This window comes from Candidatus Abyssobacteria bacterium SURF_5 (genome assembly GCA_003598085.1).
Taxonomy (GTDB): Bacteria; Abyssobacteria; SURF-5; order SURF-5; family SURF-5; genus SURF-5.
Genome location: QZKU01000026.1, coordinates 15,760 through 35,654, shown reverse-complemented (window position 1 = coordinate 35,654; position 19,895 = coordinate 15,760). Strand labels below are relative to the sequence as shown.

Sequence of the window (19,895 nt, the reverse complement as noted above, 5' to 3'; positions counted from 1 at the left end):
ATTGATCTTAATACCTACAGAATAGAAGTCGGGCTGCGGCGCGATCAATTCGATGCCGCGGGCGACGCCATTCGAAAAAATATCGTGGAAGACCTGCATATCGCCGTCGACGACGCGCGGCTAATACGGGTATACACGCTGTTGACCAGCCTGAGATGCGACGACGCCGACATGCTTCGCACGCACCTGTTCGCCGATCCCGTCATCGATGTGTCCACGCTCGACCAGCCTCTGGCCTCTGATTTCTCGTGGGTCATCGAAATCGGCTTCAAACCCGGAGTCACCGATAATGTAGGCAAGACTTCGCGCGAGGCGATGATCGATATCTTTGGAGAGCGCGCGGACGGGAGCACCGTCTTCACCGCCAAACAATATGTTTTGCGGGGCCGCCTGGAGCGGGCTCAGGTTGAGAGAATCGCCGGCGGGCTGCTGGCCAACGGCCTGATCGAACAGTGGCGCATCGCCGACGCCGATGAATTCCGCCGTTCCGGCGGCATCTCACTCCCGCTTCCGTTGGCAGGGACACCGCAGCCAGTCCATGTCAAGGCTTTCGATCTTGCTGTGTCCGACCAGGAGCTGATACGCATCAGCCGCGAGGGGATCCTTTCGCTCAGTCTCGATGAGATGCGGGTGATCCGCAATTATTTTCGCAGCGAAAACGCGATTCGCGATCGCAGCAGGTACGGACTTTCGAATCAGCCGACAGACGTCGAACTGGAATGCATTGCGCAGACGTGGTCGGAACATTGCAAGCACAAGATATTCAACGCCTTCATCGATTATGAGGACGAACAGGGCCGGCGCCAAATCAACGGCCTGTTCAAGACGTATATCAGACGTTCGACCGACGAGATTTCCAAGCGGGTTCCGTGGCTGGTATCGGTTTTCCACGACAATGCCGGAGTCATCCGCTTCAATGACAGGTGGAACCTGGTCATGAAGGTGGAAACGCACAACAGCCCGTCAGCTCTCGATCCATACGGCGGCGCGGTAACCGGCATCGTCGGCGTCAACCGTGATCCTTTCGGCACCGGCAAGGGGTGTCGTCTGATTTTCAATGTGGACACGTTCTGTTTCGCTCCACCGGATTATGACAAGCCTCTCCCGCCCCGCCTGCTCCATCCGAAGCGCATCTTCAAGGGCGTGCACCGTGGCGTGCGCGACGGCGCAAACCAGAGCGGGATTCCGGATGTCAACGGCAGCATCCTCTTTGACGACCGTTACGCGGGCAAGCCGCTCGTGTTCTGCGGGACAGGCGGGCTCATGCCGAAGGAGATACTCGGCGAGCCGGCGCATGAAAAGACCGCTTTGCCGGGCGACCTGATCGTGATGACCGGCGGTCGGATCGGCAAGGACGGCATTCACGGCGCCACCTTTTCATCCGAAGAACTTCACAGCGAGTCGCCGACGTCGGCGGTTCAGATCGGCGACGCGATCACGCAGAAGAAGATGACCGATTTCCTGCTTGAGGCCCGCGATCTGGGATTGTACCGCGCGATCACGGACAACGGCGCCGGCGGCCTTTCGTCGTCGGTCGGCGAAATGGCGCGCTTCTCCAACGGATGCCGGATCGAACTTGAGAAGGCGCCCTTGAAATATAAGGGCCTGCAGCCGTGGGAAATCCTGCTATCGGAAGCGCAGGAGCGAATGACGCTCGCGGTTGATCCCGAAAAGATCGATCGCTTTCTCGAACTGGCCAGGAGGCGCGACGTCGAAGCGACGGTGCTTGGAACATTTGCCGATTCCGGCAAATTTGAGGTTCTGTACGAAAGTAAGGTGGTTGCTCACCTCGACATGGATTTCCTGCATGAGGGCGTGCCGAGAATGAATTTGCAGGCGCGCTGGAAGGCGCCGAAGCACGAAGAGCCGGACCTTCCCGAGCCGCAGGACTACAACCGTTTGCTGGAGCAGATGCTGGCGCGGCTGAACGTGTGCAGCAAAGAGTCGTTTGTACGGCAATACGATCATGAGGTCCAGGGCTTGAGCGCGCTCAAGCCGTTTATCGGCAGCTCCAATGACGGGCCCGGCGATGCAGCCGTCCTGAAGCCTCTGTATGATTCATATGAAGGCGTGGTCGTTGCGAGCGGCATCTGCCCGCGCTACAGCGACCTCGACACATATCACATGACCGCCTGCGCTATCGACGAGGCGGTGAGAAATGCGATTTCTGTCGGCGGCCGGCTTGGGTATCTGGCCGGACTCGACAACTTCTGCTGGCCCGATCCTGTGCAATCGGAGAAGACGCCCGACGGGTACTACAAACTCGCGCAGCTTGTCCGTTCGAACATGGCGCTTTACGACTATTGTACGGCGTACGATGTTCCCTGCATCTCGGGCAAGGACAGCATGAAGAACGATTACATGATCGGCGACATCAAGATATCGGTGCCGCCCACGCTCCTGTTCTCGGTGCTCGGGCGGATCGAGGACGTGCGCAAAGTCGTTTCGATGGACGTGAAGCGGCCAAGCCACCTCGTATACGTGGTCGGCGTGACGAAGAATGAACTGGGCGGCAGCGAATACTTCGCGCACCACGGGTTCATCGGGAATTCAGTACCGCGGGTGAATTCTCAGCTTGCAAGACAGATTTATTCAAGAGTATCGGATGCGATCGATCGCCGCCTGATCGCCTCGTGCCACGACTGCTCCGACGGCGGTCTCGGAGTCGCGCTTGCGGAAAGCGCCTTTGCCGGCGGATTCGGCATCACGGCCGATCTGTCCGCCGTTCCGCAGCCTGAACCTCTGCGCGCCGATTACCTGCTATTCTCCGAGTCCCAGAGCCGGTTCGTGATAACTGTTCCTCCTCGAAAAGCGAAAGAGTTTGAACAAATGATGGATGGAGTCCCATTTGCCAGAGCGGGAAAAGTAACACGATCTCCACTCCTGGTCTTGAAAAATGGCAGACAAAAGATCCTTTCAGCCGATATATTCCAATTGAAGCGGGCATGGCAGCAGCCGCTGAACTGGTGAGGTTGTAAAAAGTGCATCTATGATTAGTTGGCCCGATTTTGAAAAAGCCGTATTGACCTTCATTCAGAGAGACATACGAAAAGAAAAAAATCTTAGCCAATATGAAGCGATTAAGGCTGCTCAAGGTTCCTCGCTTTATCTTATCGCGGGACCGGGCAGTGGTAAGACAACTGTCATTACACTTAGAGTGCTGAAGTTAATATATCTTGATGAAATGGACCCCTCGAATGTATTGGTTACCACCTTTACCCGTAAAGCTGCCGCTGAACTTAGGTCAAGGATTCTAGGATGGGGAGACCAACTTCGTGCTGCTTTCCTAAAGGATTCATCATACGAGAAGTTAAGATCAAGGTTGAAGTCACTAGATTTCAACAGGATTATTACAGGAACTCTGGACAGCATAGCTGAAGAGACTTTAGGAAATTATCGCGCTCCTGGTGCTCCTGCGCCAATCGTAGTCCAAGATTTTGTTTCAAATGCCTTGATGATGCGGACTGGCCTTTTTTCCAATGGCAGATACAAGGACCCAAATCTGCTGAATTATGTTGCTTCTTTAAGAGGTGGAACCTTCGGGTTAAATGTTCCTGAGTTAAGTTCTACTTTAAGAGAAATTAAAGACCGTTTCTTTCATGACCAAATAGATATTTCTGCATTCCAACGGAAGGCTCAGCATTTGGGAGCACAAATTGCGTGTGATGCCATCACTGCATATAATCAAGAATTACAGAAGAAGCTTTTGTACGATTTTGCAAAATTAGAAGCAGAGTTTTTTCAACAAATTCTTTCCCAAAAGTTAAACTCCTTTCTTCAAAATATAAAGTTCGTCCTAATAGATGAATATCAGGACACAAACCTACTTCAAGAGAAGATATACTTTGAATTGACACGTGCTGCCTTAATTAACAAGGGAAGCATTACTGTTGTCGGAGATGACGATCAATCGCTTTACCGCTTTCGCGGTGCAACAGTAGAATTATTTCGGTCGTTCGAAAAGAGAATGGCCAAATGTTTAAATCTCAAACCAGTTCCAAAATATCTTTCTTTAAATTATCGGTCGACTCCGACTATCGTAGAATTTATAAATAACTTCATTGGCTTGGATCAGCAATTTCAGAAAGCTCGCGTAAACTCTAAACCTAAAATTAAACACGTACGGCAAATTCCAGAACCACAAGAATGTCCAATTCTAGGTATGTTTAGAGACGACGTCGGATCGTTAGCTCATGATTTGGCTGTACTCATTGAAGAAGTGTCGAGAGGACAAGGTCTGCGGATCCCCCAAAAAGGACAGGCAGCTACGATTAAGCTGAACAAAGATGGCTCTCTCGGTGATATTGCCTTGTTATGTTCTTCTCCGCAAGAATTTGATTACTCTGATAGACCGCGACTTCCCTTTCTCCTACGAACTGAACTACATGAAGCATCGCCCCGAATTGAAGTTTTTAATCCACGCGGATGTCCCCTTCAACAAATTCCAGAAGTGCAAGTGCTTTGTGGTCTAATTCTGGAATGTGTTGATCCATGGAGTTCCGTTCAAAAGAGTTTAACAAATCTGCCGACGACAGCGGCCAACACATTCAACTCGTGGCGTGACCATGCCATGGGTTATGTCAATAATAACCACCTCGCAAACAAGGAACATCTTCAACAGTTCGTTCAATCTTGGCAATCTCGAATTCCTCTGGGGAGAAGAATTCAGAAAAAGGAGAGAGTCCCACTGAATGATCTAGTTTATAAGCTTGTGACTTGGATACCTAGCATGCAAGACGACATAGAAGGATTGGTTTATCTTGAAGCTATAACTAGATCCATCAATCAGAGTGGTTTGTTTGGAAGCTTCGGAGCAGAAATCCTATTCGACCCAAATAAGGCCGATATCCGTCTAGAGCACGCTTTTGTTAAAGAGGCGCTTTGGAACATCTTTGTTCCATTAGCCAGCGGAGCCATAGAAGTCAATGAGGACCTACTTGATACGCTTCCTAGCGACAGAGTTAATATCATGTCAATTCATCAGGCAAAAGGACTGGAATTCCCATTTGTAATTGTAGATGTAGGAAGTGATTTTAGGATAAATCACTGGCGACAGGCTTTTAAGAGATTCCCAAGAGATGGCGGCAAAACATGTAAGATTGAAGATGAATTGAGGCAGTTTTCTCCCTTGGGAACGTCAACACGTTCATCCCTTGATAGAGCATTTGACGATCTTATTAGACATTACTTTGTTGCCTTCAGTAGAGCTCAGGATGTCCTCTTGCTAGTTGGGCTGAATGCCGTCAAAAATAGAATCCGCAATATCGGCACCGGATGGGATAGAGGTAATACCTGGCATTGGGGCAGGGGACTACAAAACCTGACACATTTGAGGTAGGAGCAAATGTTTCTTTCTGTACGACCAAAACCGTATAGTATTCCTGAATACAGCTTGACGGGTGACTTGTTGGCATTCTTAACATGCGGCCTTCAGTATAGATATTACAATAAAGGGTCCCTCCCACCATCGACTCCGGTTCAGTTGTGGTTTGGTGAATTTATCCATGGATTGATGGAAGAGGCGTATCGTGAATGGCGTGACGAGCCAAAAAAGAGAAGATTTCCGTGGCTATGGGAATCAGACATCCGTAATGTCGAAGCGCAAATTAATGATAGATTGATCGCGAGAGGTCTTCCACCTCCGCCAAATCTTTTTTGTCCATTTGATTCTTCTGCAACGACACCAGGGTTTTGTCCCGACGCCAATCATCCACATAAACTTATTGCTAGCCAGCGAGCAGAAATGGCCATAAACACATGGGGAATGCATCTGTTTCCAATAATTGCCGAGGCAGAAGTGAAATTGAAGTGCAGTCGAGACATGCCAAGTTATCATCCCAATCTTAGCAGATCAAATTATTATGGAATGAAGGGCGTTATTGATGTCATAAGCTCTGTTAGCATTGTAAATGCTCCATCTGGAAGTCTGCTTCTGCATTATTTGAATCAGCATTCAGATGTTCAGCATTACTTCAAAGTTTCTTCCCTTGATGAATATGAAATCATTGTCGATTACAAAGGCATGCGCCGCCCTTCTTTTGTTGACGAAACGTGGAAACATCACGAATGGCAGATTCTCACCTATTCCTGGCTACGATCACAACAGGTGGGCGCAAAGCAAATAATAGCGGGTATACTCATATATATAAATGAATTAGCTTTATCAATTGAAGATATGCTAGCACTTAAGAACGATATCAACCAAGGCCAAACTGATATAATGGCAACAGGCAAGGACCTAGAAAATATCCAACGCTGGAACCGACGCAGCAATTTACCTAGTCTTTCTAGGACGTTCAAAGAAAATCGCTCAATAAGAATTATTCCCGTGAATAAAAGTGCGATAGGAGCTAGTTTATCCAGATTTGATCAAACTGTTGAAGAAATTGAGGCTTCCGTGCTTGCAGAAATTGCTGGAGTAGCTATCAGAAAATGCTGGAAGACTAATCAGAATATTAGAACCTGCACAGCATGTGATTTCAAGAATTTTTGTCCTGCTCAAAAGCAATCCAAGCCAACAGTCCCATAATAATGAGAAGGAATAACGGAAGACAAGGGAGGGACAAAGAGATCAATGGCTAAGGCTAGCCCTTCTGAAAGCCGGAAGATTTCAGAGCCCATATTTTCAGAACTGAAGAATCTTGATCCTGCAAGAGAAGACCTTGGTGCTCTGCTAAGTTTTGCGAAAACCTCTTTCGAGGAGGTAAAGCACCTTACGGAATATGAAGACGAAAAGGCCAACCGGATATTGACAGCAACCGCGTTCTTAAGCGCTCTCGCAGGAGCAATTTTTGTGGCTCTTCTTCCCAAAGACGACAATGGGTCATTGATGAATTATCAAATGTGGAGTTGGACATTGTGGCTTTTCTATTCCGTATTCGGTCTCTTCTGTCTGTTGGTAGTTTCAGGAGCTTCTTTCATAATTTGGTCAGTTAGACCACGATTTAACGTACCTCATGATTGGTCGAAAGGTTCACCTCCGAAAAGTGCAGACTTGAAAAATCCAGCCTCCTTCCTGTTCTTTCCAAAGATAATTGAGGCTACCCCCAGAGGTTGGGCAGCAGCATTTTGCGACAATTGCAGTAATCAACTTCAATTGCTGTATATAAAGCATTACATTCATGAGGCTTATTTAATAGCTTATAAAATTCGAATTAAGCTGCAAACCCTTCAACTGGGGGTTTTTATGTTGTGGCTAAGTACAATCGTTTTTGTTTTGTGGATAGTCATTTGTGGATTGATGTTTGTTTTCCCAGAGACATTGTAGCTTTTTCAAGTAGGGTTCATATGAAGGCAAAATCTAAAAGGAACCGAGAAGTGCTAGTGGTCTTGGATGCAGATAATACATTATGGGATACTGATTTGGTGTATGCGAAAAGCCAATTGATTTTGCTTTCCGAGATCGAAAAGCATTTGAAGGTTACTGCTCCCTCGGATGATAAGCTTTCGTTTCTGAGAAGGATGGATCAAAATTTAGCGCGACTGCATAATTATAATTTGGAATATCCTGCGCGATTGCTAATAAATGCCCTAGCCCTAGCTCTGACGGGACATTCTCCCCTCGTGTCGGTGAGAGAAGCAGTAAGAACAGGAACAGATGTGCTGGGCCGAGATTTTATTAACGAAATGGAGATGCTGTTCATTAAAAAACTGAAATCGGAAATTCCGCCATTACGGATTGGGGTGCGTCAGGGCGTAAAGAAATTACACCAGCGAGGTGGGCTTCTGGTTATCCTAACGGAAGGTAACCGGGATAAGTGCAAATTATTACTGAATAAGTATGAGCTTTCTAATTACATCCACAAAATCCTAGTTGCAAGGAAAGAAGTGAGGATATATCAAGAGATCCTTGCAGAATTTGATGTTGCATCTCAGTCAAATTACATGGTCGGAGACCAGCTTGATCGAGATATAGCGCCTGCTAAGGAAGCTGGATTCTACACTATCTATTTCGCTGGTGGCTTTCAGCCATTTTGGATGCCGGCGGTAAGGGATATTTGTCCACATTTTACAATATCATCCTTTGAGGAACTTCCACATTTAATTTTAGCGAATAATCAATTTAACTTAACCAACAATTACAAGCGCAAATTCATTTACAAAAAATGACAACTCACCTCGAAGGTCACTTATTGATAGTGGCCTGTTCAAAAACTAAATTACCGCAGGTAATAAAAGCTCCGGCCATGTGCTTGTATGATGGAGTTAACTTTCGAGTTCTAAGAAAAATGCTTCTCGTTAAAGGCTGGCCTCCGGGATTACAGATTAAGATTCTCTCAGCCAAATATGGATTGATCGATGCTACAACTATAATAAGTCAATACGACCAGCGTTTTGACTCGCATTCTGCCACATCATTTAACAAAAGGGTCCTATCAGCGCTTCAAAAGCTATCACAGCCGGAGGGTATATTCCTGAATTTAGGTGCAGATTATCTTAATGCGGTCAGGGGGATTGAGAAAATCTTCCCAAAAGCGAAGTTTACTTACGCAAAAGGACCCATCGGCATGAAAATGAAAGCCATGAAATCATGGCTTGAAAAACTGCCATCTAAGACAGCATCTATCGAAAAAAAAGGTAAAAGCATCCGCTCATATATTTATTTTTTTCCTGATTGGGACGATTACGTTGATGAGCCATTTATTCCAGACGAAGGCAAAGAACCCATAAAGGCTGGTGAGTCTCGTAAAGCATACGCCCATGAAATATACGGCAAAGATGCCCCTTATGATGGCGTGCTTTTAAGTTTATCTCACATGAATATGGGTAAAGGTGCAATTTATAGAATGGCCAAGGGGAGGTGCTCATCTGGAAACCTCAGAGAGGTGCTACAACTCCCGGATAACATGCTTCTGTTTGGAGATTGTGGGGCATTTTCATATACAGCGGAGAGTAAACCTCCTTTTTCCACAATGGAAGCTTTAGATATGTACCACAAATACGGCTTTGATATAGGCGCGTCAGTAGACCATATACCATTGCAAGAAATAGTAAAAAAACATAAAGATGGAAGTTCACGTAAGCGCATATTGAGTCTATCTGCCAGGTACGAAAGAGTAAAACTGACAACAGAAAACGCTGCTGAATTCATTGGACTATGGAAGAAAAAGAACTATTCTTTTATACCTATGGGCGTCATTCAGGGCGTTGGTGTCCGCTCCTATATATCCTGCTTGCATCAGTACATAGATATGGGATATCGGCATATAGCTTTGGGTGGATTAGTACCACGCTCTGATTCAGAAATAATCGAGATTGTGGGCGCAGTCAGGAAAGCTCTGCAAGAGCGAACAAGAGGGCACGAAGAAAACTTATGGCTGCATCTATTTGGGATCCTTCGGCCCAAGCTACAACCATTTTTTCGCACATTGGGAGTATCTAGCTTTGATTCTGCCTCATATTTTCGGAAGGCTTGGCTAAGATCGGATCAAAATTATTTGGCGGTTGACGGAACATGGTATGCGGCCGTTCGGGTACCGTTTAGTGATTCCAAAGCGATACAGGAAGCCGTAGCAGATAAGAAACTTTCCAAAGAGAAAGCTCGTATACTTGAAGAAAATTGTCTTCGCTCCTTGGGTGTTTTTGGAGACAATCCAAAAGGAGCAGAAGAAACTCTTATTGCATTAAATAGATACGGACCTTTGTTAGAACGTCAAAGTGAAGACAATCATTTTGCTGAAAAATATGAAAAACTTCTATCTGAGAAGCCTTGGGAAAGATGTAATTGCCCTATCTGCCGAAAAATTGGAATCAATGTTGTCATTTTCAGAGGCGCAAATCGTAATAAACGGAGAGGTTTTCACAACACTTGGGTCTTTTACAAAAGATTTATTAAGAGTTAGCTTTCAAGGTTATATCAAATCTTTGAATTAGAATTATGAAACCAAGCGTATTAGTGCTTACCGGCTACGGCATCAACTGCGATTATGAGACCGAGTATGCCTTTAACATGCGTCGGGTCGGCGGTCGCGCCGAGCGGGTGCACGTGAACGACCTGATCGAGCCGGGCGGGAAATCATTAAGCGATTATGACATTCTCGCGATTCCCGGCGGATTCTCATACGGAGATGATATCGCCGCGGGCAAGGTGCTCGCCAACAAGCTGATACAGCATCTGCGGGATCAGTTGCTCCGTTTTATTGAAGACGGAAAATTGATCATCGGCATCTGCAACGGTTTCCAGGTTCTTGTCAAGATGGGATTCTTGCCGGCGCTCGACCGGAAATACGGCGATCAGCAGGTGACGCTGACGTTTAACGATTCGAGCAAGTTTGAAGACCGCTGGGTCTATCTGGCGGCGAACCCGAATTCGCGTTGCATTTTCACAAAAGGGATTGATAGAATGTACCTGCCCGTCCGTCATGGCGAGGGCAAGCTCGTTACTTCGAGTGAAACCGTGCTCGAACGGCTGCACGCGGGCGGACACGTCGTGCTTCAATATGTGGATGAAGAGGGGAAAGCAGACGGATACCCGTACAATCCCAACGGCTCGCAAGACGGCATTGCGGGCATCTGCGATTTGACGGGCCGGATTTTCGGCCTGATGCCTCATCCGGAGGCGTACCTTTTTCAGACCAATCATCCACGCTGGACCCGCGAAAAAACCCCGCGCGAGGGAATGGGCGTGGCGGTATTTCGGAATGCGGTGAATTACATCAAGAACGGATGCTCGTTACCGGATTTTTCTCGTTCAAGCTGATCTCAGCGAGGTGAATATATGCCTGCCAATAAGATACAACGCGCGCTTTTGAGCGTTTCCAACAAAGCCGGGATTGTCGAGTTTGCCAGATTCCTGGCCGGAGTGGGGGTTGAAATTCTTTCAACCGGCGGTACTCAGCGGACTCTTGACCAGGCCGGAGTGCCGGTTCGTTCGGTTTCCGATTACACGGGATTCCCCGAGATGATGGATGGGCGCGTGAAAACGCTGCACCCCAAGATTCACGCCGGGCTGCTTGCGCTCAGGGACAACCTCGAGCACATGCAGCAGGTTGACCGGCACGGTATCGAGCTGATCGACATGGTAGTCGTCAACCTGTATCCATTCCAGGAGACGATTTCGAAGCCGAACGTCGAACTGGAAGACGCGATCGAGCAGATTGACATCGGCGGGCCCACGATGCTGCGAGCGGCGGCAAAAAATTATCGCGATGTGGTGGTGGTGGTGAATCCGGCGCGATATGGGCAGATCATCGAGGAGATGAAAAGGGGAGGCGGCAAAGTTCCGGAGAAGCTGAAATTTGATCTGGCGTGCGAGGTCTTCGAACATACGGCCACATATGATCGCGCGATTGCCGATTATCTTGCCGCTGTGGACAAGAAGGGCGGCAAATATCCTGCAATGCTCAACATCCAATTCCGGAAACAGGCGGACCTGCGGTATGGTGAGAACCCGCACCAGTCGGCCGCTTTCTATGTCGATCCGAATGCGAAGGAGCCGAGCGTGTCCACGGCCGAGATGCTGCATGGCAAGACGCTCTCCTACAATAATATTCTTGATCTGGACGCCGCTCTGGAAATCGTTAAGGATTTCCAGGAGCCGACTGCGGTGATTATCAAGCATACGAATCCATGCGGCGCCGGCGTCGGCAATGACATCCATGAGGCGTATTCGCGCGCGCTGCTTGGGGATCCGGTGTCAGCGTTCGGCAGCATCGTCGGCGCGAACCGCCACATCGATCTCAAGGCGGCGGAGTTGATGGCGAAGCCGAACACGTTTATTGAAGCGATCATCGCTCCCTCGTTTGCCAAGGAGGCGCTCGAGGTGCTGAAAACGCGGCAATGGTGGGGCGAGAGCCTCAGGGTTCTTGCCGTCGGCGAGTTGGGCGGCGCTCGTGACAGCGCGCCGAACATGCGGCGCGTAGTCGGCGGTATGCTGCTGCAGGATTTCGATCGGGCGACGTACGACCAGTCGCAGTTCAAGCTCGTCACGAAGCGCAAGCCGACGGAAAAGGAAATGAAGGACCTGCTTTTCGCGTGGGTCATTTGCAAGCACGTGAAATCGAACGCGATTGTGTATGCAAAGGATTTCACGGTCTTCGGGGTCGGCGCCGGCCAGATGAGCCGCGTTGATTCCAGTATGATTGCCGCTCACAAGTCCGCCGGGCGCGCCAAGGGCGGAGTGCTTGCTTCCGATGCGTTCTTCCCGTTCCGTGACGGCGTTGATGCGGCCGCCGAGGCCGGCATCAGGGCGATCATCCAGACCGGCGGCTCAAAAAAAGACGATGAGGTCATTGCCGCCGCCAATGAACATGATATTGCGATGATCATCACCGGCATGCGGCATTTCAAGCATTAGGAATAGCAAGGAGGCTCGCCATGAAAATATTGGTTATCGGAGGGGGCGGAAGAGAGCACGCCCTCGTCTGGAAGATAAGCCAGAGCCCTCTTGTGAAAAAGATATTTTGTGCTCCCGGAAATGCAGGAATAGCCGAGCTTGGGGAATGCGTGAATGTCAAGGCGACCGATACGGAGAAGCTCGTCGCCTTTGCGGAAAAGGAGAAGATAGACCTCACGGTGGTTGGTCCCGAGGCGCCGCTTGTCGAGGGAGTGGTTGATAAGCTGAGCGAGCGCGGCCTAAGGGCTTTTGGGCCGCGGGCAGAGGCTGCGCTGCTGGAGGGGAGCAAGATTTTCGCGAAGAAGCTGATGGCGAAATACAACATCCCCACCGGGACTTTTCACACGTTCTGCGAGGCCGAAGAGGCGGCCGAATTCGTGCATGAGATCGGAACGCCGGTTGTGATAAAGGCAGACGGTTTGGCCGCCGGAAAAGGAGTCATTGTTGCCTTTGATGAGAAAGTCGCCCTTTCGGCGGTCAATCAGTGCCTGGTTGAGGGGGCTTTCGGGCGCGCCGGCAGCAGGATCGTGATCGAGGAGTTTCTGCAGGGCGAAGAGGCGTCGGTGCTCGCTTTTACCGACGGCAGGAACATTCTGACAATGCCCGCGTCGCAGGACCACAAGGCCATCTACGACGGCGACAAAGGGCCGAACACGGGCGGAATGGGCGCGTATTCGCCGGCCCCCGTCGTCAGTCCGACGCTTCTCGAACATATTGAGAATCAGATAATTCGACCTACCATCGATGCTCTCCGGCACGAGGGTTGCGAATATCGTGGCGTGATTTATTGTGGAATCATGATGACCGAAGCCGGTCCGAAAGTGCTTGAATATAACGTTCGCTTCGGCGATCCTGAAGCGCAGGTCGTCATTCCGCGTCTCAAGAGCGATCTCGTTCCTCTCATGCTCGCATGTGCGGACGGCACGCTGAGCGACATGCAGGCCGAATGGACAGACGATGCCGCAGTTTGTGTTGTCCTGGCATCCGGCGGATATCCGGGAAAATACAAGAAGGGGATGCGAATCACAGGATTGGAAAACGCGCGAAAAGTGGCCGGCGCCATTGTTTTTCATGCCGGCACGGAATTGAAAGACGGCCAGGTTGTCACCGACGGTGGGCGCGTGATCGGAGCTACGGCCCTTGGCGAGGACATCCCCTCCGCCATCGAGCGCGCATACCAGTGCGCCGAAACAATCCGATTCGAGGGCAGATATTTCCGCTCCGACATCGGCAAGAAAGCTCTGGCGCGTCTCGAAAGGGATTCATAAATGCCGAAGGCGGTAAAAAAGATGGTTTACATCTTCATGGGAAGCGAAAGCGACCATGCGATCATGCGCGAAACGGCCGACATACTTGATGAATTCGGTGTCGGCTACGACATGAAGGTGTCTTCGGCGCACCGTTCGCCGAAACGAACCATTGCGCTCACTGAAGGCGCGGCCGAAAACGGGATAAAGGTGATAATTGCCGGGGCGGGCGCCGCTGCGCATCTTGCCGGCATGATAGCCGCTCATACGACGCTTCCCGTTATCGGGGTGCCGATAGATTCTTCCCCATTGAAAGGGCTCGACGCTCTCCTCTCAACAATACAAATGCCTGCCGGAGTGCCGGTAGCGACTATGGCGGTTGGCAAGGCCGGTGCGCGCAACGCAGGATTGTTGGCTGTCCAGATACTGGCGCTTGGCGATGGTCGTCTCCGCAAGAAACTCACCGCTTATAAAGCTCATCTCGCTGGATCCGTCGAACAGAAAGAGAAAGCGCTGCAGCGGGAAATTTCCAAACACGCCGGGTGATCGTCATGTTCAAGGAATTCCTCAAGAAAACGTGCGACAGGAAGAATCTATCAACCGGCGAGGCTGCCGCTGCAATGGACGAAATCATGAGTGGCAGAGCGACTCCCGCACAAATCGCGGCTTTTCTCGTGTCGCTGCGGATGAAGGGCGAGACGGTTGAGGAAATCACCGGCTGCGCGCAGGTGATGCGCGACAAAGTCATCCGCTTGAACCCGAAGCGCCGACCGCTGGTGGATACTTGCGGTACCGGCGGAGACGGGGCGGGCACCTTCAATGTTTCGACAGCTGCCGCATTTGTTGCGGCGGGAGCGGGGGTGGCGGTTGCGAAGCATGGCAATCGCGGCATGTCCAGCCTCTGCGGGAGCGCCGACGTCCTTGAGCAACTGGGCATCCGAATCGAGGCCGAACCCTCTGCAGTCGAGCAGTCGATTGACGAAGTGGGTTTTGGGTTCATGTTTGCACCTCTATACCACGGCGCCATGAAATATGCCGTCGGGCCGAGGCGCGAGATCGGCATTCGAACCGTTTTCAACATTCTCGGACCCATCTCCAATCCCGCGTTTGCCGATGCGCAGGTAATCGGGGTGTGCGATCGCAGCTTTCTTGAGCCGTTGGCTCATGTACTCAGAAATCTGGGCACCCGTCATGCGTTTGTGGTTTGCGGGGCCGACGGGCTTGATGAGATAACCGTCACTTCCACCTCGTTCATAGCGGAAGTCAGAGATGGAAAGGTGACGACCTATGAATTCGATCCCGCCGAATTGGGAATCAAGCGATCGCGGAGGGAGGCGCTGTCCGGAGGAGATCCGGCCGCCAACGCGAGAATCATCGAAGCTATATTGAAAGGCGAAGAAGGCGCCCGCCGCGACATCGTCCTCCTGAACGTTGCCTTCGCTCTTATTGCCGCCGGGAAAGTCGAATCTGTGGCCGACGGTATCGAAGCGGCCGCAAGCTCAATTGATTCCGGCGCCGCATTGGAAAAACTGCGGCGGCTGCGCGAGGTATCGGCGCGGTGATACTCGATGACATCCTTGCGCATAAACGCCGAGAAGTCGCCGAGGCCAAAGAGCGGACGCCCCTGCCTGAACTGAAGAAAAAAGCCGAGAGAGGGCCAGGCGGTTTTTTTGCCGGCGCGATTCGTTCCGTAGACGGCATCAAGCTGATCGCGGAGATAAAGAAGGCGTCGCCTTCGAAAGGGCTGTTGAGCGCGGATTTCGATCCGGCGCGTCTTGCAGATGTCTATGCCTGCGGGGGAGCGTCCGCGTTATCGGTTCTGACCGATCGGAAATATTTCCAGGGCGATCCCTCCTATTTGCGCATTGCAAAGCGGGTATCCCGGCTGCCGGTGCTTAGAAAAGATTTTGTGATCGATGAATACCAGTTGTGGGAGAGCCTGGTGATTGGGGGCGACGCGGTTTTGCTGATTGTCGCGGCCCTTGACCGGAAGTCGTTGCGCAACTTTGTGGCGCTCTCTTCGGAGTTGGGACTGGACGCGCTGGTTGAAGCTCACGACGCGGAGCAACTCGATGCGGCGCTCGAAGCGAAGGCCGGCATTATCGGAATCAACAACAGGGATCTTCGCACCTTCGAAACAAGGCTTGCCACAACGCTCGAACTCGCGCCGCGAGTTCCCGACGGCATAATTTTAGTGAGTGAAAGCGGGATAAGTACGGCAGGCGACGTGAGGATGTTGCGGGACGCCGGCGTCGACGCCATTCTCGTGGGAGAGGCGCTGGTGACCAGTCCGGATATTCAGCGAAAAATGCGGGAGCTGCTTGATGGTTAGGGTAAAGATTTGCGGCGTTACCCATCTTGAGGACGCTCTGTGGGCCGCTGCAAACGGAGCGGACGCCGTTGGTCTTATCTTCGCCCCAAGCCCGCGACAGGTAGCGCCGGAGACTGCAGTAGCCATTCGGCGGCGTCTGCCGCCGTTCGTATCGGTGGTGGGGGTATTTGTCGAGCCCGATCCTTCTTATGCCCGCGACATATTCGACCTGGTCGGCCTCGACTACATTCAGTATCATGGAGATGACGAAGAGCGCATCTGGTATGCCGGATTCCATCCGGCGCAATTCATCCGGGTTGTTTCGGTGGCGAAGGAGGCGGACTTGGAGCTCATTGAGCGCTCCTCGGCAGCTTATATTTTGCTTGATACGAAAGTGCCGGGAATGGCGGGTGGCACCGGGAAAGTTTTTGACTGGACCCTCGCAACGAAAGCGAAGACGCTTGGGCGCCCGATCATTCTTTCGGGGGGTCTGACTCCGGAAAACGTGGCCGAAGCCATTAAAGTCGCTTCGCCGGACGCCGTCGACGTCTCCAGCGGCATCGAGGCTTCACCCGGTTGGAAAGATCCCCAGAAAGTGCATGATTTCATTCGGAGGGCAAAATCCTATGTTGCCTGACAGCGGCGGTCACTTCGGTCCCTATGGCGGCAAATATGTTCCGGAGACCCTGATGTCGCCGCTCAAAGAACTGGAAGACGCGTATCGAGCGCACAAGGAAGACCCGGATTTTCAGCGCGAACTTTCGTACTACCTAACGGAGTATGCCGGTCGGCCCACTCCTCTGTTTTTCGCCCGCCGCTTGACGGAACGGCTCGGCGGCGCAAAAATATATTTGAAGCGCGAAGACCTGTGTCACACGGGGGCTCACAAGATCAACAACACCGTAGGGCAGGCGCTCCTGGCGAAGCGCATGGGTAAGACGCGTATTATTGCGGAGACGGGGGCCGGGCAGCACGGAGTCGCGACGGCGACGGTTGCCGCCCTCTTCGGATTCGAATGCGAGATCTACATGGGCGAAGAAGATATGCGCCGCCAGGCGCTCAATGTATTTCGCATGCGTCTTCTCGGATCGAAAGTGACACCGGTCGATTCGGGCAGCAAGACGTTGAAGGATGCCATCAACGAGGCCATGCGCGACTGGGTGACGAACGTACGCACCACTCATTACATACTCGGCTCAGTTCTCGGTGCGCACCCGTATCCGATGATGGTGCGCGATTTTCAGCGCGTAATCGGGCAAGAGGCGCGCCGGCAGATTCTCGAGAAAGAAGGAAGGCTGCCGGCCCTGCTGATCGCGTGCGTTGGGGGTGGCAGCAACTCGATCGGTCTGTTTTACGATTTCCTGCAGGATGAACAGGTAAAGATGATCGGCGTCGAGGCGGGCGGCCTCGGCATCGACACGGGAAAGCATGCCGCTCGTTTTGCGAGCGGCGAGTTGGGGGTTCTGCAAGGCTGCATGAGCTACGTTTTGCAGACCGCCGACGGCCAGATCGGGTTGACACATTCAGTCTCTGCGGGCCTGGACTATGCCAGTGTCGGACCCGAACACAGTTATCTGCGCGACCGGAAACGGATCGACTATACGGCGGTCACGGATGAAGAGGCGCTTGCCGCCTTTCAGTTGCTGGGCAGGGTCGAGGGCATTATTCCTGCGCTCGAAAGCTCGCATGCAGTCGCACATGCCGTTAAAATCGCGCAGCAAATGAACCGTGCGGACAGCGTCATCATAAACCTCAGCGGCCGCGGCGATAAGGACGTGCAGGTGGTTTCTGAAATCCTCGCGAACAAGGACAGGTAATGCAGAATCGCGTTGCGCAAACATTTGAAGCTTTGAAGCGAAGCGGGCGGAGCGGCTTTATCGCGTATATTACTGCGGGTGACCCGACGCTCGAGGCGACGCGCAGGCTGGTTATCGAGTTCGATCGTATCGGAGTGGATTTGGTCGAGTTGGGGATACCGTTTTCCGATCCGCTCGCCGATGGAGCGGTTAATCAGCGGGCGGCCGAGCGAGCGCTCCATCGCGGGACAACGCTGAAAAAGGTGCTGGAGACGGTCAAGCAGATCCGCGCGGAGTCGCAGATACCGATCATCTTCTTCAGCTACTTCAATCCGATTCACCATCTCGGGATCGAGACATTTGTGGCGCAGGCGGCGGATGCGGGAGTTGACGGCGCGCTGGTGCTTGACCTGCCGCCGGAGGAATCGAAGGATTACAAGGCGCTCATGGATATGAAGGACTTGAGCACCGTGTATCTGCTCGCGCCGACCAGCACCGATGAGCGAATCGATCTGATCTCGCGCTTCAGCAGCGGATTCATCTATTACGTTTCGCGCGAGGGCGTCACCGGCTTTCAAGAGAAAATGGCCGGCGGCATTTCCTCGATGGTCGAAAGAATTCGCACCCGCTCGGGAATGCCCGTCGCCGTCGGGTTCGGCATTTCGAATCCGGCGCTGGCGGCGGAGGTTGCCGGGTATGCCGATGCGGTTGTCGTCGGCTCTGCGATAGTGAAGAAAATCGAAGAGAACGCGGCCGCCCCTGATCTTATCGAGCGGGTTTCCCACTTCGTTTCGCAGCTCGTGAAGGCGGTGAAACAATGACGAGAAAATCGGATGAGCGAAAGGTAAAGCTGGCCATTGAAGCGGCGCTTTCGGCCGGCGCCACGGAGGCCGAAGGATTCTTCAACCGGACAAGCTCGGTCTCGGTCGAAGTGAGCGGCGGCAAGGTTGAAAGCCAGAAGGTGCGCGAAGGCTCGGGCATTGGAGTGCGCGTGCTTGTCGCGAATCGGCTGGGGTTTGCGTATACGTCCGATCTGGGTAATTCCGCTATAGAATCGGCGGCCAGGCAAGCCCTGGCGAATGCGGAATCGAGTTCTCCGGATGAATTCAACGTGCTTCCGAGGCCATCTCCGCGGTATATAGAAATAGAGAAGTTTGACGAGCAGCTTAAAGACGTGGGACTTGATGACCGGATCGAGCGCGCGCTCAATCTCGAAGGCGCCGCGCGGGCAGTCGACAAGCGGATAACGAAGGTCCGGCAGGCGACCGCTTCAGATGCAAGCTATGAGGCGCACCTGGCGAACAGCAAGGGGATATCGCTGTGGAGTCGGGGCACCTCATGCGCCGCGAGCGTGATGGTGGTCGCTGAAGAAGGAGGAGACGCCCAAATGGGGTGGGATTTCGATCACTCCTTCTATTTCAGCGCGCTCGATGTCGCGCCTGTCGGCAGGAATGCAAGCAGGCGCGCGCTCAGTCTGCTCGGGGCGCGGCAAATCGAGACGGCGAAGGTTCCGATTATCCTTGATGCTCCGGTCGCGGCCGAGTTCGTTGCGGCAATCGGGCACGCGCTCATGGCGGACCAGGTGCAGAAAGGCAAGTCGCTGTTCGCCGATAAAGTCGGCAGGCAAATGGCAAACCGGAACGTCACGATTATAGATGACGGCATGTTTGAACGCGGGCTGTATCCCGCGCCGGCCGATGGAGAGGGAGTAGCTTCGAAGCGGACGGTTCTGGTTGAGGCGGGTGTCCTGCAGGGCTTCCTCTACGACACGTATACGGCGGCAAAAGGCGGCACCGAATCAACCGGCAACGGCGTCCGCTCCTCATATGCATCGACGCCCGAAGTCGGCGCGACGAATTTTTATCTTGTTCCGGGCGACACCGATCCTGACAATCTGTGCGATAACTGCTCGCGCGGTTTTTTAGTGACCGATGCGATGGGCATGCACACGATAGACATGGTCTCAGGCGATTTCTCAGTCGGCGCAAGCGGGCTGTGGATCGAGAACGGAAAACCTGCATTCCCCGTGCGAGAGACGACCATTGCGGGCAACGTAAGGGATGTCCTGATGAATATCGAGGCGGTCGCGCGAAACCTGAAATTCTACAGCCGATACGGCTCGCCCTCGTTTCTCGTCACCGATGTAGTCGTCAGCGGGAAATGAACTTTCCGAATGAGAAAAGTGTCTATTAAAGAGAAACTGACGT

Annotated in this window: 16 protein-coding genes; all 16 read left to right on the top strand. The window is 52.1% G+C overall.

All coding sequences use genetic code 11. From position 1 onward, the window contains the following. Entirely contained in the window at positions 1-2,970 is a 2,970-nt protein-coding gene (gene purL / locus C4520_02895) for a phosphoribosylformylglycinamidine synthase subunit PurL (GenBank protein RJP25113.1), read from the top strand. Between the two features lie 19 nt (positions 2,971-2,989). Further along, complete coding sequence (locus tag C4520_02890) at positions 2,990-5,338, top strand: ATP-dependent helicase (GenBank protein ID RJP25079.1); 2,349 nt, start codon at positions 2,990-2,992, stop codon at positions 5,336-5,338. Between the two features lie 6 nt (positions 5,339-5,344). After that, the gene (locus C4520_02885) at positions 5,345-6,529 is read left to right on the top strand and encodes a hypothetical protein (protein ID RJP25078.1); all 1,185 of its coding nucleotides are present in this window, start codon (positions 5,345-5,347) and stop codon (positions 6,527-6,529) included. Between the two features lie 45 nt (positions 6,530-6,574). Next, the gene (locus C4520_02880) at positions 6,575-7,267 is read left to right on the top strand and encodes a hypothetical protein (protein RJP25077.1); all 693 of its coding nucleotides are present in this window, start codon (positions 6,575-6,577) and stop codon (positions 7,265-7,267) included. 20 nt (positions 7,268-7,287) lie between these two features. Continuing rightward, positions 7,288-8,109, top strand: coding sequence for an HAD family hydrolase (locus C4520_02875; protein RJP25076.1), 822 nt, complete (start codon positions 7,288-7,290; stop codon positions 8,107-8,109). A gap of 119 nt (positions 8,110-8,228) precedes the next feature. Then, the gene (locus C4520_02870) at positions 8,229-9,842 is read left to right on the top strand and encodes a hypothetical protein (protein ID RJP25075.1); all 1,614 of its coding nucleotides are present in this window, start codon (positions 8,229-8,231) and stop codon (positions 9,840-9,842) included. A gap of 35 nt (positions 9,843-9,877) precedes the next feature. After that, positions 9,878-10,699, top strand: coding sequence for a phosphoribosylformylglycinamidine synthase I (gene purQ / locus C4520_02865; GenBank protein RJP25074.1), 822 nt, complete (start codon positions 9,878-9,880; stop codon positions 10,697-10,699). Positions 10,700-10,717: 18 nt separating this feature from the next. Beyond that, positions 10,718-12,295, top strand: a complete 1,578-nt coding sequence (gene purH, locus C4520_02860; protein RJP25073.1) for a bifunctional phosphoribosylaminoimidazolecarboxamide formyltransferase/IMP cyclohydrolase PurH — start codon at positions 10,718-10,720, stop codon at positions 12,293-12,295. Positions 12,296-12,315: 20 nt separating this feature from the next. Next, positions 12,316-13,602, top strand: coding sequence for a phosphoribosylamine--glycine ligase (gene purD, locus C4520_02855; GenBank protein RJP25072.1), 1,287 nt, complete (start codon positions 12,316-12,318; stop codon positions 13,600-13,602). Continuing rightward, positions 13,603-14,127 (top strand): 5-(carboxyamino)imidazole ribonucleotide mutase, encoded by a 525-nt coding sequence (gene purE / locus C4520_02850; GenBank protein ID RJP25071.1) that lies wholly within the window; start codon positions 13,603-13,605, stop codon positions 14,125-14,127. It begins immediately after the preceding gene. Between the two features lie 5 nt (positions 14,128-14,132). After that, complete coding sequence (gene trpD / locus C4520_02845) at positions 14,133-15,143, top strand: anthranilate phosphoribosyltransferase (GenBank protein RJP25112.1); 1,011 nt, start codon at positions 14,133-14,135, stop codon at positions 15,141-15,143. Continuing rightward, a complete protein-coding gene (trpC, locus tag C4520_02840; protein ID RJP25111.1) occupies positions 15,143-15,913 on the top strand; it encodes an indole-3-glycerol phosphate synthase TrpC in 771 nt (256 codons plus the stop codon). Before trpD ends, trpC begins: the two co-directional genes overlap by 1 nt. Continuing rightward, the gene (locus C4520_02835; protein ID RJP25070.1) at positions 15,906-16,529 is read left to right on the top strand and encodes a phosphoribosylanthranilate isomerase; all 624 of its coding nucleotides are present in this window, start codon (positions 15,906-15,908) and stop codon (positions 16,527-16,529) included. Before trpC ends, C4520_02835 begins: the two co-directional genes overlap by 8 nt. Beyond that, positions 16,492-17,709: a tryptophan synthase subunit beta gene (trpB, locus tag C4520_02830; GenBank protein RJP25069.1), complete on the top strand. Its 1,218-nt coding sequence runs from the start codon at positions 16,492-16,494 to the stop codon at positions 17,707-17,709. The genes C4520_02835 and trpB overlap by 38 nt, the downstream gene beginning before the upstream one ends. Continuing rightward, positions 17,709-18,509 carry a tryptophan synthase subunit alpha gene (locus C4520_02825; protein ID RJP25068.1) on the top strand — a complete coding sequence of 267 codons (801 nt, stop codon included), beginning with the start codon at positions 17,709-17,711 and terminating at the stop codon, positions 18,507-18,509. The genes trpB and C4520_02825 overlap by 1 nt, the downstream gene beginning before the upstream one ends. Continuing rightward, the gene (locus tag C4520_02820; GenBank protein ID RJP25067.1) at positions 18,506-19,852 is read left to right on the top strand and encodes a TldD/PmbA family protein; all 1,347 of its coding nucleotides are present in this window, start codon (positions 18,506-18,508) and stop codon (positions 19,850-19,852) included. Before C4520_02825 ends, C4520_02820 begins: the two co-directional genes overlap by 4 nt. The last annotated feature ends 43 nt before the right edge of the window (positions 19,853-19,895 follow it).